General features: G+C 68.4%; 14 protein-coding genes. 12 read left to right on the top strand and 2 right to left on the bottom strand.

Features of this window, described 5'->3' with window-relative positions:
• Nucleotide 1 precedes the first annotated feature (1 nt).
• On the bottom strand, nucleotides 2-1,189 hold the full coding sequence (locus ACWAUG_RS02155) for an acyl-CoA dehydrogenase family protein (protein ID WP_460800902.1): 1,188 nt from the start codon (nucleotides 1,187-1,189) through the stop codon (nucleotides 2-4).
• A gap of 121 nt (nucleotides 1,190-1,310) precedes the next feature.
• Here ACWAUG_RS02155 and ACWAUG_RS02150 point away from each other — a divergent pair, with 121 nt between their 5' ends.
• The 8 genes from ACWAUG_RS02150 to ACWAUG_RS02115 all read left to right on the top strand — a co-directional run bounded on the left by ACWAUG_RS02150 (nucleotide 1,311) and on the right by ACWAUG_RS02115 (nucleotide 8,787).
• Nucleotides 1,311-2,078 carry an SDR family oxidoreductase gene (locus tag ACWAUG_RS02150; RefSeq protein ID WP_460800901.1) on the top strand — a complete coding sequence of 256 codons (768 nt, stop codon included), beginning with the start codon at nucleotides 1,311-1,313 and terminating at the stop codon, nucleotides 2,076-2,078.
• Nucleotides 2,075-2,512 carry an acyl-CoA dehydrogenase family protein gene (locus tag ACWAUG_RS02145; RefSeq protein WP_460800899.1) on the top strand — a complete coding sequence of 146 codons (438 nt, stop codon included), beginning with the start codon at nucleotides 2,075-2,077 and terminating at the stop codon, nucleotides 2,510-2,512. Before ACWAUG_RS02150 ends, ACWAUG_RS02145 begins: the two co-directional genes overlap by 4 nt.
• Nucleotides 2,452-3,273 (top strand): acyl-CoA dehydrogenase, encoded by an 822-nt coding sequence (locus ACWAUG_RS02140; protein ID WP_460800897.1) that lies wholly within the window; start codon nucleotides 2,452-2,454, stop codon nucleotides 3,271-3,273. Before ACWAUG_RS02145 ends, ACWAUG_RS02140 begins: the two co-directional genes overlap by 61 nt.
• On the top strand, nucleotides 3,270-4,241 hold the full coding sequence (locus tag ACWAUG_RS02135; protein ID WP_460800895.1) for a phosphotransferase family protein: 972 nt from the start codon (nucleotides 3,270-3,272) through the stop codon (nucleotides 4,239-4,241). The genes ACWAUG_RS02140 and ACWAUG_RS02135 overlap by 4 nt, the downstream gene beginning before the upstream one ends.
• 126 nt (nucleotides 4,242-4,367) lie before the next feature.
• Entirely contained in the window at nucleotides 4,368-5,864 is a 1,497-nt protein-coding gene (locus ACWAUG_RS02130; RefSeq protein WP_460800894.1) for a CoA-acylating methylmalonate-semialdehyde dehydrogenase, read from the top strand.
• A 12-nt stretch (nucleotides 5,865-5,876) separates the two neighbouring features.
• Nucleotides 5,877-7,073 carry an acyl-CoA dehydrogenase family protein gene (locus ACWAUG_RS02125; protein ID WP_460800892.1) on the top strand — a complete coding sequence of 399 codons (1,197 nt, stop codon included), beginning with the start codon at nucleotides 5,877-5,879 and terminating at the stop codon, nucleotides 7,071-7,073.
• The gene (gene mmsB, locus ACWAUG_RS02120; protein ID WP_460800891.1) at nucleotides 7,070-8,014 is read left to right on the top strand and encodes a 3-hydroxyisobutyrate dehydrogenase; all 945 of its coding nucleotides are present in this window, start codon (nucleotides 7,070-7,072) and stop codon (nucleotides 8,012-8,014) included. Before ACWAUG_RS02125 ends, mmsB begins: the two co-directional genes overlap by 4 nt.
• Nucleotides 8,011-8,787, top strand: coding sequence for an enoyl-CoA hydratase-related protein (locus ACWAUG_RS02115; RefSeq protein ID WP_460800889.1), 777 nt, complete (start codon nucleotides 8,011-8,013; stop codon nucleotides 8,785-8,787). The genes mmsB and ACWAUG_RS02115 overlap by 4 nt, the downstream gene beginning before the upstream one ends.
• 9 nt (nucleotides 8,788-8,796) lie before the next feature.
• Here the strand turns inward: ACWAUG_RS02115 and ACWAUG_RS02110 are convergent, their stop codons facing one another.
• On the bottom strand, nucleotides 8,797-9,333 hold the full coding sequence (locus tag ACWAUG_RS02110) for a MarR family winged helix-turn-helix transcriptional regulator (RefSeq protein ID WP_460800887.1): 537 nt from the start codon (nucleotides 9,331-9,333) through the stop codon (nucleotides 8,797-8,799).
• A 182-nt stretch (nucleotides 9,334-9,515) separates the two neighbouring features.
• Here ACWAUG_RS02110 and ACWAUG_RS02105 point away from each other — a divergent pair, with 182 nt between their 5' ends.
• Genes ACWAUG_RS02105 through ACWAUG_RS02090 form a run of 4 tightly spaced genes read left to right on the top strand, consistent with a single transcriptional unit; the run spans nucleotide 9,516 to nucleotide 13,450 of the window.
• A complete protein-coding gene (locus ACWAUG_RS02105) occupies nucleotides 9,516-10,274 on the top strand; it encodes an SDR family NAD(P)-dependent oxidoreductase (RefSeq protein ID WP_460800885.1) in 759 nt (252 codons plus the stop codon).
• Nucleotides 10,271-11,731: an aldehyde dehydrogenase family protein gene (locus tag ACWAUG_RS02100; RefSeq protein ID WP_460800883.1), complete on the top strand. Its 1,461-nt coding sequence runs from the start codon at nucleotides 10,271-10,273 to the stop codon at nucleotides 11,729-11,731. The genes ACWAUG_RS02105 and ACWAUG_RS02100 overlap by 4 nt, the downstream gene beginning before the upstream one ends.
• A gap of 11 nt (nucleotides 11,732-11,742) precedes the next feature.
• A complete protein-coding gene (locus tag ACWAUG_RS02095) occupies nucleotides 11,743-12,537 on the top strand; it encodes an amino acid ABC transporter ATP-binding protein (RefSeq protein WP_460800881.1) in 795 nt (264 codons plus the stop codon).
• A gap of 25 nt (nucleotides 12,538-12,562) precedes the next feature.
• The gene (locus ACWAUG_RS02090) at nucleotides 12,563-13,450 is read left to right on the top strand and encodes an amino acid ABC transporter permease (protein WP_460800879.1); all 888 of its coding nucleotides are present in this window, start codon (nucleotides 12,563-12,565) and stop codon (nucleotides 13,448-13,450) included.
• The last annotated feature ends 70 nt before the right edge of the window (nucleotides 13,451-13,520 follow it).

The following is a 13,520-nucleotide window of genomic DNA, read 5'->3' as shown; positions in this document are numbered from 1 at the left end:
CTCAGAGCCCGAGGTCCCGGCCGACGATCTCTTTCATGATCTCGGTCGTTCCCCCGTAGATGGTGGTGATCCGCGCATCCAGGTAGTCCTGGGCGATGCGGTACTCCTGCATGTAGCCGTATCCGCCGTGCAGGTGCAGGCAGCGGTTCACGATGTCGACGTAGTGCTCGGTGGTGTGGAACTTCGCCGCCGAGGCATCCGCCGCCGACAGCTCGCCCGCGCAGTGCTGGCGGATCGCCCGGTCGACGAACGCCCTGCTCGCCTGCGTCGCGGTCACCATGTCTGCGAGCTCGAAGCGGGTGTTCTGGAACGACCCGATGGGCTTGCCGAAGGCGGTGCGGTCCTTGACGTAGCCGAGGGTGCGCGCGAGCACTCCCTCACTGGATGCCACGGCGCCCGCCGCGATCGAGAGCCGCTCCTGCGGGAGGTTGCGCATGAGGCCGGCGAAGCCCGCGCCCTCCTCACCGAGCAGGTTGGATGCCGGTACCCGCACATCCTCGAAGATGAGCTCGCTGGTGTCCTGCGCGTGCAGGCCGACCTTGTCGAGGTTCTTGCCGCGGCTGAAGCCGGGCATGCCGCGCTCGATGACGAGCAGGCTGAGTCCGCGGTGCGGGTCGTGGGAAGTGCGCACGGCGGTGGCGACGAGGTCGGCGTTCTGGCCGTTGGAGATGAAGATCTTCGACCCGTTGACGATGTAGTCGTCGCCGTCGCGCACTGCGGAGGTGCGTATGCCGGACAGATCGCTGCCGGTGCCGGGCTCGGTCATCGCGATCGCGGTGATGAGCTCGCCGGATGCGATGCCGGGCAGCCAGCGCCGCTTCTGCTCGTCGTCCGTGAGATCGGTGAAGTAGGGGATGGTGATGTCGTTCGACAGGGCGATGCCGGCCATGCCGCTGGAGACGGGGTTGCCCGCGAGCTCCTCGGCCATGATCGCGTTGAAGCGGAAGTCGTCGGATCCGCCGCCGCCGTACTCCTCGGCGATCGAGTATCCGAGGATGCCGGCCTCGGCCGCCGCGGTGAACAGCTCGCGGTCGACGACGCCGGAGGCATCCCACCTCTCGGCGTGCGGCTTGGCGTGACGCTCGACGAACTCCCGCACGATCTTGCGGAACTCCTCGTGATCGTCGTCGTACAGGTCTCGGGTCAGCGCCATCGCGGGCCTCTCTTCCTCCGCCTCATCGCGGGTCACAGTTTTTATTATGCATTCAAAATTTTAAGAGTCAACACCTTATTCCGGTTGGTCGGATGCCTTGCGCGAGCGCAGAAGTTTAATGAAGATTAGAGAAATCACGGGATCGAAGGAGATCATCATGACGCACCCCGACGGGCCGCTCTCCGGCCGCGCGGCGCTGGTGACCGGTGCGAGCCGCGGCATCGGCCTGGCCATCGCCCGCCGATTCATCGCCGAGGGGGCATCCGTCTGCGTGACCGCCCGGGGTGCGGAGGCGCTCGCCGACGCGGTCGCGGATCTGGGGGCGCGAGCGATCGGCGTGGCGGGTGCCGCTGACGACCCTGCGCACCGAGAGGAGGTGTTCGCGCGCATCGCCTCGGAGTTCGGGCGCCTCGACATCCTCGTCAACAACGCGGGCATCAACCCCGTCTACGGCCCGCTCGCTGACCTCGACCTCGACGCCGCGCGCAAGGTGCTCGAGGTGAACGTCATCGGCACCCTCGCCTGGACGCAGCAGGCGGTGCGCGCGGGCCTCGGCGAGCAGGCATCCGGCGGCGCGATCGTCAATCTCTCCTCCGTCGCCGGCGACGTCCCCTCGCCCGGCATCGGCTGGTACGGCGTGAGCAAGGCGGCCGTCAGCCACCTCACCCGCGCGCTGTCGGTCGAGCTCGCGCCCCGCATCCGGGTCAACGCGGTCGCGCCGGCGGTCGTGAAGACGCGGTTCGCCGAGGCCCTCTACGAGGGGCGGGAGGTCGAGGTCGCCGCCGCGTACCCGGTGGGTCGGCTCGGAACCCCGGACGACGTGGCCGATGCCGTCGCCTACCTGTGCGACGACGGATCGGGGTGGGTCACCGGCCAGGTGCTCACCCTCGACGGCGGGCTGCTGAACGCGGGAGGCACAGCATGAGCGATCTCGTCGCGCGCACGCGCGCCTTCATCCGCGAGGTCGCGATCCCGGCGGAGCCCGGGTGGGGCGAGACGCTGACGGATGCCGCGCTGCAGGGCCTGCGCGCTCAGGCGAAGGATGCCCGCGTCCACGCCCCGCACGCCCCGCGCGAGTACGGCGGTCAGGGGCTCGCGCTGCCGGAGTGGTCGGCGGTGTTCCAGGAGGCCGGCTACTCGTTGATCGGTCCTGCGGCGCTCAACTGCATGGCCCCGGACGAGGGCAACATGCGCCTGCTCGAGCTCGTCGCCACCGACGATCAGAAGGAGCGGTATCTGCGGCCGCTGGTGGCAGGCGGCATCCGCTCGTCGTTCGCGATGACCGAGCCGCATCCGGGGTGGGCTCCGACCCGGACGCCCTCGCGACCCGCGCCGAGCGGGTCGACGGCGGGTGGTTGATCCACGGCGAGAAGAGGTTCATATCGGGCGCCGAGGGTGCGGCGTTCGCGATCGTCATGGCGCGCACGGATGCCGACGGTGATCACCCCTCCGGAGCCACGATGCTGCTCACCCCGCTCGACGCCGACGGGGTGCGGATCGGTCCCGGCATCCGCACGATCGAATCGGCGATCGCCGGCGGGCATCCGCACGTCGTCTTCGACGGCGTCTTCGTGCCGGATGCCGACGTGCTTGGTGCCCCGGGAGAGGGGTTCCGCTACGCGCAGGTGCGGCTCGGGCCCGCCCGTCTCACGCACTGCATGCGCTGGCTGGGGCTCGCGCGCCGCGCGTTCGACACGTGCCTGGACCGGGCGAACGGGCGCGAGCTTTTCGGCTCGCGCCTCGCCGACCTCGGCGTCGCGCAGGCGATGATCGCCGACAGTGCGATCGACATCGAGACCTCCGCGGCGGTCATCGACCGGGCCGCGCGCGTGCTCGAGGACGACCCGCGCGCCGGCGCCGCCCTGTCGTCGATCGCGAAGGTGCACTGCTCGGAGGCGGTGTTCCGGGTCATCGACCGGGCCGTGCAGCTGTGCGGAGGAGACGGGGTGAGCTCGGGGTTGCCGCTGATCCAGTACCTCAACGAGGCGCGGCCGTTCCGCATCTACGACGGTTCGAGCGAGACGCACCGGTGGGCGATCGCGGGGCGGGCGGCGCGCGCCAGGCTGCGGGAGACGGATGCCGGAGCAGCCCGTCTCGATCTGGTGGGAGGCGCGTCGTGAGCACCGACCCCGAGGTCGTCCGTACCGCGGCGGAGGCCGCGCGGCAGGAGCGTCCGCCGCTGCTCGTGCTCGACGCCCTGGTGGAGCGACTGACCGCGGCGGGCCTGGGCGATGCGACCGGCGGCGGTGTTGGAAGCCGGGCGACGCGCATCGGCGAGGGCCTTTCGAATGTGACCTTTCTGCTGGAGTGGGGCGGTCGGAGGCTCGTGCTGCGCCGCGGGCCGCGGCCGCCGCATCCGCCGTCCACGCACGACATGCGCCGCGAGGCGCGCGTGCAGAGGCTGCTCGCCGCCGAGGGCGTCGCGGTGCCGGAGATCCTGCACGTCTGCGACGACGAGAGCGTGCTCGGCGTGCCGTTCTACGTGATGGAGCACCTCGACGGCGACGTCATCACCGACCGGATGCCCGCGCACCTCGACGACGAGGAGGGGCGCCAGGCGATGCCGTATGCGGCGGTCGACGCGCTCGCCGCACTGCCCGAGGTCGATGCGCTGGCGGTGTGGCTGGGGGAGAACCTGCCGCGCTCGCCGCGGGCATCCGTCGTGCACGGCGACTTCCGCATCGGCAACCTGATGTTCGCCCGTTCGGGTCCGGCGCGGGTGCAGGCGATCCTCGACTGGGAGATGGCTACCCTCGGCGACCCGCTCGCCGACCTCGGCTATCTTGTGGCGACGTATGCTGATCGGGATGCCGCGCCCACCCCGCTGGATCTGACGACGGTGACGCGCGGCGTCGGGTATGCGAGCCGGGCGGATCTCGTCGACCGGTACGTGGCGCGCACCGGGGCCGACGTCTCGGCGCTCGCCTGGTACGAGACGCTCGCGCTGTGGAAGGCTGCCGTGTTCTGCGAGGCGATTCACACCCGGTGGCTGGACGGCGAGCGCCCCGGTGACGAGTTCGGGCCCGCGCTGGAGCAGGGGGTGCCCGACCTGCTGGCCGCTGCGCGGGCAGCGTCCGCAGCCGGATGAGAAGACGGGAAACCCCGGCCACAGGGCGCCACCCGATGCGACAAGTACTAGGAAGCCCTAGTAATTACCGGGTTGTCCGATTACCGTGGGCATTGCGCCAATGACGACGCGAAGGGAAGTCGCACAATGACCCGTACCATTGCCCACTTCATCAGCGGATCGCTCCACACCCCGGAGTCCGGCCGTTTCAGTGACGTCTACGATCCGAGCAGCGGACGCATCCAGGCGCGCGTTCCCCTCGCCACGCCGGCAGAAGTTCGACGCGCGATCGACGCAGCTGAGCAGGCCCAGCCCGCCTGGGCGGCGACGAACCCGCAGAAGCGCGCCCGCGTGCTCATGCGCTTCCTCGAACTCGTCACCCGAGAGAAGGACGACCTGGCGCGACTGCTGTCGAGCGAGCACGGCAAGACCCTCGACGACGCGCGCGGCGACATCCAGCGCGGGCTCGAAGTGATCGAGTTCGCCCTCGGTGCACCGCACCTGCTCAAGGGCGAGTACTCGACCGGAGCCGGAGAGGGCATCGACGTGTACTCGATGCGCCAGCCGCTGGGCGTCGTCGCGGGGATCACCCCGTTCAACTTCCCCGCCATGATCCCGCTGTGGAAAGCCGGGCCCGCGCTCGCCGCCGGGAACGCCTTCATCCTCAAACCCAGCGAACGCGACCCCTCGGTCCCCGTCCGCCTGGCCGAGCTCTTCGCCGAGGCAGGCCTCCCCGCCGGCGTCTTCTCCGTCGTGCACGGCGACAGCGAGGCGGTCGACGCGATCCTGACGGATGCGCGCATCCGCGCCATCGGCTTCGTCGGATCCACACCGATCGCCGAGCACATCTACGCGACCGCGGCGGCCCACGGCAAACGCGCCCAGTGCTTCGGCGGCGCCAAGAACCACCTGATCGTCATGCCCGACGCCGACCTCGACCAGGTCGCCGACGCGCTCATCGGAGCCGGGTACGGATCGGCGGGGGAGCGCTGCATGGCGATCTCCGTCGCCGTCCCCGTCGGAGAGCGCACCGCAGAAGCGCTCGCCGCGAAGCTCGCCGAGCGCGTCCGGGCGCTCACCGTCGGCCCCTCATCCGTCCCGGGCTACGACTACGGCCCCCTCATCACAGCGCAGGCGGTCGAGCGCGTCGAACAGGCGATCCAGCAGGGCGTCGACGACGGCGCGACGCTGCTCGTCGACGGCCGCGGACTGCGCATCCCCGGGTACGAGGAGGGCTTCTACCTCGGGCCCACCCTGTTCGACCACGTCTCCACCGACATGGCCCTCTACCGCGAAGAGATCTTCGGACCCGTGCTCGTCATCGCACGAGCATCCGACTACGAAGAGGCCCTGGCGATGGCATCCGATCACGAACTCGGCAACGGCGTGGCGATCTTCACCCGCGACGGAGGAACGGCCCGAGACTTCACCGCACGTGTGAACGTCGGCATGGTCGGTGTGAACGTGCCGATCCCGGTGCCCATCGCCTATTTCACCTTCGGCGGCTGGAAGAGATCGGGCTTCGGCGACCTCAACCAGCACGGCGCCGACGCCTTCCGCTTCTACACGAAGACCAAGACCGTGACGAGCCGGTGGCCCGCCGGCGCCACCGGCGCCAGTTTCGTCATCCCCACCATGGATTGAGCGGAGGACCCCATGACCATCATCAGTCTGACCAGCGCCGAGGAGCGCGACGCGATTCTCGCGGCCGTCCGGGACTATGCGATGACCGAGCTCGCCCCGTTCGCGATCGAGCGCGACGAGGCGCATCTCTTCCCCCGCGATGCCCTGGGCCGGGCGGGCGATCTCGGCCTCGGCGGCATCTCCGTGCGCGAAGAGCACGGCGGCACCGGGCTCAGCCGCACCGATACCGTGGCGATCTTCGAGGAGCTCGCCACCGGAGATCCGACGATCGCGGCCTACATCTCGATCCACAACATGGTCGCCTGGATGATCGACACCTACGGTGACGACGCCCAGCACGACGAGTGGCTGCCGCGGCTGACCGCCATGACCGAATTCGGCAGCTACTGCCTGACCGAACCCGGCGCGGGATCCGACGCGGCATCCCTCACGACCCGGGCCGTCCGCGACGGCGACGACTTCGTCCTCACCGGCGTGAAGCAGTTCATCTCCGGTGCCGGAGAAGCGGGCGTCTACGTCGTCATGGCGCGCACCGGCGACGACGGCTCCGGCGTGGGAGGCGGAGCGCACGGCATCAGCGCGTTCCTGGTCCCTGCAGGCGCCGACGGGCTCAGCTTCGGGGCCGTCGAGAAGAAGATGGGCTGGCGGGCGCAGCCGACCCGGCAGGTGGTGCTCGACGGCGTGCGGGTGCCGGCATCCGCCATGCTCGGCGATGAGGGGCGCGGGTTCGCCATCGCGATGTCCGCCCTCAACGGCGGGCGGCTCAACATCGCCGCCTGCTCGCTCGGCGGCGCGCGCTGGGCCCTGGACCGCGCCGTCGACTACGTGCAGGACCGTGTCGCGTTCGACGAGCCGCTCGCCGAGAAGCAGTCGATCCTCTTCACGATCGCCGATATGCGAACCGAGCTGCAGGCGGCGCGACTCATGGTGCGAGACGGCGCTCAGGCGGTCGACGAGCACGCCCCGGATGCGACGATGCGCTGCGCCATGGCCAAGAGATTCGCCACGGATGCCGGCTTCGACATCGCCAACCGGGCTCTGCAGCTGCACGGCGGGTACGGATACCTGCAGGACTACGGCATCGAGAAGGTGGTGCGAGACCTGCGCGTGCACCAGATCCTCGAGGGGACGAACGAGATCATGCGCCTCATCGTCGGCCGCGAGATGCTGAGACCCGCCGGTTCCGAGACCATGAGGCGGGCCTCATGACCCGCATCGCGTTCCTGGGGCTCGGACACATGGGGCTGCCGATGGCCGTGAACCTCATGCGCGCCGGCCATGACGTGCGCGGCTTCGATCTCGTCCCCGCCGCGCTCGAAGCGGCACGGCAGGAGGGCATCACGATCGCCGACAGCGGGACGGATGCCGCATCCACAGCCGACGTCGTCATCACGATGTTCCCCGCCGGACGCCACGTCATCGACGCCTATGAGGGCGGACTGCTCGCCGCTGCACCCCCGGGAACCCTGTTCATCGAGTCGTCGACGATCGCCGTCGACGAGGCTCAGGCCGCGCATGAGCTCGCGGTCCGGGCCGGGCATCGCAGTGTGGATGCTCCGGTCTCGGGCGGCGTCGTCGGAGCCGAGAACGGCACGCTCGCGTTCATGGTCGGCGGGTCCGCGGAGGACTTCGCCGCAGCACTGCCGGCGCTGGAGATCATGGGTGCGAGGATCGTGCACTGCGGCGGACCGGGGCTCGGACAGGCCGCGAAGGTCTGCAACAACATGATCCTCGCGGTGTCGCAGATCGCGGTCGCCGAGGCGTTCGTGCTGGGCGAGCGGCTGGGCCTCGAGCACCAGGCGCTCTTCGACGTGGTGTCCGAGGCATCCGGCCAGTGCTGGTCGGTGACGACGAACTGCCCCGTGCCGGGACCCGTGCCGACGAGCCCCGCGAATCGCGATTATCAGCCCGGTTTCGCCGGATCCCTCATGGCCAAGGATCTCGGCCTCGCGCTGCAGGCCATCGAGCAGACGGCGACGGATGCCCGGATGGGACGCCTCGCGCAGGAGATCTACGCCCTGTTCGCCGCCGGCGACGGCGCGCGCCGTGACTTCTCGGGGATCATCACCGAGATCCGTGACGCCTCGTCCGGTCGACGAGCAAGTCGAAGCCAGGCAGACTGGAACCAAAACGTGAGGAGTCGACGATGACCGAGTACGAGACGATCCTGGTCAGCCAGCGCGGACGCGTGGGATGGATCACCCTAAACCGTCCGCAGGCCCTGAACGCGCTGAACGCGCAGCTGTCGCGCGAGGTCGCCGCCGCAGCCCAGGCGTTCGACGGCGACGACGGGGTGGGGGCGATCGTCGTCACCGGTTCGGAGAAGGCCTTCGCCGCGGGCGCCGACATCAAGGAGATGGAGTCGCTGACGGCATCCGAGATGCTCGCCACCGACCACTTCGGAGCCTGGGATGCCTTCGCCGCCGTTCGCACCCCGGTCATCGCCGCGGTCAGCGGCTTCGCCCTCGGCGGCGGCTGCGAACTCGCGATGATGTGCGACATCATCCTCGCCGCCGACACCGCGAAGTTCGGCCAACCCGAGATCAACCTCGGCGTGATCCCCGGCATGGGCGGCACGCAGCGGCTCATCCGCGCCGTCGGACCCTACAAGGCCGCCGAACTCGTGCTCTCCGGGCGCATGATGGGCGCCGAAGAAGCAGAGCGTGCGGGCCTGGTCTCCCGGGTCGTGTCGGCATCCGATCTGCTCACCGAGGCCGAGAAGCTCGCCGACACGATCGCGGCCAAGGGGCTCCCCTCGCTGCACGCGGCGAAAGCGGCGCTCGCCGCGGCCTTGGAAGGCGGACTCTCCGCCGGTCTCGCCCACGAGAAGCAGGCCTTCGCGGCGCTGTTCGACACGGCGGACCAGAAAGAGGGGATGTCGGCGTTCCGCGAGAAGCGCGCGCCCGACTTCACCCACCGCTGAGCCGGACGCCTACAGGGGCTCCGGCTGCGGCCGCGGGTCGGCGAAATCGCCCGCACCCTTGCGCAGGCGCGCGACGATCGCGACGAGGTCCGCAGCATCCTGCGGACTCAGGCCCGGATCGCGGAACACCTCCGCGTTCAGGGCCGCCGTCGTCGTCTCGACGAGAGCACGACCGCTCTCGGTCAGCACCAGCATCGCCGCGCGTCCATCGTGCGGATGCGGCTCGCGCAGGATCAGGCCATCGCGCACCAGGCGATCCGCCGTGCTCGTGACGGTCGTCGCATGCACCTGCAGACGTGACACGACGCTCGACAGGGGAAGACGCCCCTCACGGCTGAACCCCAGCAGACGCAGCACCTCGTAGCGCGCGAAGCTCAGCGAGAACGGCTTGAGCGTCGCATCCACGCGCGCGAGCAGCAACTGCTGCGCCCGCATGACCGAGATCACCGTCGTCATCCCCTCGGCAGCATCCGCCCACCCATGCGCGACCCACTGACGCTTCGCCTCGGCGAGCGGATCGATCGGCAGGGGACGGGGAGCGGCCACGCTCCTACGGTAGCGCCCGGCGCATACGACTGCCGACGCTCCATATTCCGCGGGGTGAGAGAGCGGGGTTCCCCGGGGGAAAAGCACCCGCACTATTGCTTCTACGGTTATAGGTACCCGGACCAGACGGATTCGCCGTGGGGGTTCGCAGTTCAACGAAGAACACAGGAGGAAACCGGTCAATGTCTGATCTGAACTTCGAAAACAAGACGGTGCTCGTCACGGGCGGAGCCGGTGGATTCGGCTCGCAGACCTGCCGCGAGTTCGCCGCCCGCGGCGCGAACGTCGTCGTCGCCGACCTCAACCTCGAGAAGGCGCAGGCCGTCGCCGACGAGCTCGCCTCAGCGGTCGCGATCAAGATGGATGTGACGGACGAGGAGTCCATCAAGGCCGGCATCCAGTCGACGGTCGACACGTTCGACGGACTCGACGTGCTGGTCAACAACGCCGGGGCTCCGAACCTCGCCGGTCCATATGAGAACACCACGAGCAAGGACATGGACTGGCTCTACCAGATCAACTACCGCTCCACGGCTCTGGCATCGCAGTACGCGCTCGAGCACCTGCGCAAGTCGCCGATCGGCAACATCGTCAACGTGGCCTCCGTCTCCGCGAAGCGCCCGCGTCCCGGCTCCGCGATCTACTGCTCGCTCAAGGCCGGCGTCGAAGCCTTCACCCGTGCGCTTGCCGTCGAACTCGCCCCCGACATCCGCGTCAACGCCGTCAGCCCGGTGATCGCCGAGACCGGCTTCGTGAAGAACGCCATGGGCACCGACACGATCCCGGATGAGACGAAGGCCTCCATGGTCTCCGGCATCCCGATGGGGCGCCCCGCCGACATCACCGACGTCGCCAACTCCATCGTGTTCCTCGCGAGCGATATGGCATCCTTCCTGACCGGCTCGATCATCGACGTCGATGGCGGACGGAGCATCTCGTGACGACGATCGTCGCAGCCGGCGCGGGAGCACGCACGATCCCGCACTGGATCGACGGCGCTGCGGTCGCCGAGGGAAGTGCCGAGACCCCGGAGATCATCAACCCCCGTACGAACGGGGCGATCGGACGCGCTCTCTCCGGCACGGCGCAGCACGTCGACGCCGCTGTCATCGCCGCTCACACGGCGCAGAAGAAGTGGGCACGGCTCTCGGCGCTTCAGCGCTCGGAGAAGCTCCTCGCGCTCGCCGGAACCATCCTCGAACGCGCCGAAGAGCTCGCCGACTGGGAGGCCGAGGAGACCGGCCACCCCCGCACCGCCGCGCTCGGCGAGATCCGGGCGGCAGCGCAGTACTTCTCCTACTACGGCGGAATGATCCCGGCGATGGCGGGCGAGACCATCGACATGGGGGAGCACTACCAGGCGTACACCCGTCGCGAGGCCTATGGCGTCGTCGGCATCATCACGCCGTGGAACGCTCCCCTGAACCAGGCGGCTCGAGCGGCAGCCCCCGCGATCGCGGCCGGCAACACCGTCGTCATCAAGCCCTCGGAGTTCACACCGACGACGACGTTCCTCCTCGGCGAGATCGCGGCTGCGGCCGGTCTGCCGGCCGGTGTCATCAACGTCGTGAACGGCACGGGGCCCGATGTCGGCTCCGCGATCGTGGAGCACCGGCGCGTATCGAAGGTCGCGTTCACTGGATCGGTGCGCACGGGGCAGGCGATCAGTGCGCTTGCGGCGACCCGAATCCTGCCGCTCAGCCTGGAACTGGGCGGAAAGTCGGCGAACATCGTCTTCGAGGACGCCGATCTCGACCGCGCCGCGCAGGTCGCCGCGCGGGGGTTCCTCGGCAACTCCGGCATGGCCTGCAGCGCGGGCACGCGAATCCTCGTCCAGTGCTCCATCCACGACGAGTTCGTGCCTCGCCTGATGGCCGCGGTGAAGGCCTTCGCCGACAGCGTCGACATGGGGCCCGTCACGACCCGCGCCCAGTTCGCCAAGGTGGGCGAGATGCTCACCGCCGCCGAGGCGGAGGGCGCGGCGAAGAACGAGGTTCCGCTGACCGGCAAGGATGCTGCGGGCCTGTTCATCTCGCCGACGGTCTTCACCGGAGTCGACAACTCGATGATGATCGCCCAGGAAGAGGTCTTCGGCCCGGTCGGCGTCGTCATCCCGTTCGAGACGGAGGAGGAGGCGATCGAGATCGCCAACGACTCGGACTACGGTCTCGCCGGCGCCCTCTGGACCCAGGATCTCGACCGTGCGCACCGTGTGGCCCGAGAGATCGAATCCGGGCAGGTCTACATCAACACCTACCTCGGTCCGACCATCGAACTGCCCTTCGGCGGGCACAAGCTGAGCGGATACGGACGAGAGAAGGGCTTCGAGGCCCTCCTCAACTACACGCACACCAAGGCGGTCGCCATCGAACTGGCGCCGTCGCCTGAGCGGAACTGAAAGAAGCCACCATGTCGACGATGACGTACACGGCCCCTGATCTCGAAGCCGCCATCTCGGTTCGCCACGTGGCGAAGTCCTATGGCGATAAAGAGGTCTTGAAGGACATCAACCTGACGATCTCCGAGGGAGAAGTGCTGTCGTTGATCGGCCCCTCGGGGTCCGGAAAGTCCACGCTGCTGCGATGCATGAACCAGCTGGAGGAGATCAACGGCGGAGCGATCCACCTCTTCGGCAAGAGGCTCGGCTTCGAGGAGCGGGGCGGCAAGCTCCATCAGCTGCGCGAGAAGGAGGTCGCGAAGCAGCGGCTTCCCACCGGCATGGTCTTCCAGCAGTTCAACCTGTTCCCGCATCTGTCGGTCTACGAGAACATCACGCTGTCCCCGCGAATCGCGAAGAGCCAGACTAAGGACGAGATCAAGGATCGCGCCCTCCACCTGCTCGACCGCGTCGGGATGAGCGTGTTCAAGGATGCTTATCCGCAGAGCCTGTCCGGGGGACAGCAGCAGCGTGTCGCGATCGCGCGAGCTCTCGCGATGAATCCGAAGATCATGCTCTTCGATGAGCCGACCTCGGCTCTCGATCCTGAGCTGGTCGGGGAGGTTCTCGGTGTCATGCAGGACCTCGCCGAGTTCGGCATGACCATGGTCGTCGTGACCCACGAGATGGAATTCGCGCGCAGCGTCTGCGATCGCATCGCATTCATGGAGGGCGGTCACATCGTCGAGGCGGGTGCGCCGAACGAGGTGCTCGACAACCCGCAGAGCGACCGCCTCCGCAACTTCCTGCAGCACGTTGAGCGTTGAGCAACCGGAGCACGAGGAGAAGAAGATGAGTAACACGTCTGTGAAGAAATCCGTTGCTTCGGATACCGCCGCGCTGCCCGACTACAACGTCGCCGCGGCCATCAAGCCCACCAACTGGGTCAACGTCGGGGCCTGGGTCGTCCTCGTCCTGATCGCGCTTTCGATCGCCATCAACGTCGTCACCAATGAGCGATGGAAATGGAACATCGTCTTCACGTACCTGTTCGACCCCCTGGTCCTGCAGGGCCTGGGGCGGACGATCCTGCTGACGGTCGTGGCCGGTGTAGTCGGACTCGTCGGCGGACTGATCATCGGTCTGATGAACATGTCGCAGTCGAACTCGCTGCGGGTGCTGGCGTTGTCGTACATCGGGTTCATCCGCGCGATCCCCGCGCTGGTGCTGATCCTCGTCCTCTACTTCATCTCGGCGCTCTTCCCGACCATCGACTTCGGGATCCCGTTCCTGCCGCCGATCGTGCAGATCCCGACGAACAGCATCCTGAGCCAGTTCGGCGCAGCCATGCTGGGCCTGGCGATGATCGTCGCCGGTCACACCGCGGAGATCATCCGCGGCGGCATCATGTCGGTCTCGAAGGGGCAGACCGAAGCGGCGCGGGCCCTGTCGATCCCCCGATCCCAGGCATTCGCACGAATCGTGCTCCCGCAGGCGGTGCGTGTGACGATCCCGCCGTTCGCAACAGAGCTGATCACCCTGTTCAAGAACACCTCCCTCGTCTCGGTGATCGGATATGCGGAGCTGTTGACCGTCGTTCAGAACATCTACGGACGCACCTACGAGACGCTGCCTCTGCTGACCGTCGCGTGCATCTGGTACCTGTTGCTGACCATCCTCGCGATGATCGGGCAGTCCCGACTGGAGAAGCGCTTCGGGCGCGGCTTCCAGTCCCGCTGATCCACTCCTCACCAACCACCGGCGCGGGTGGACGGACCTCCTGCGCCCTCACACCTGACAAGGAAGTCAT

The sequence above is a fragment of the Microbacterium sp. GXF6406 genome, from assembly GCF_054798215.1.
Note: the sequence above shows the minus strand (reverse complement) of the source record. Positions and strands in the feature narration are given on the sequence as shown.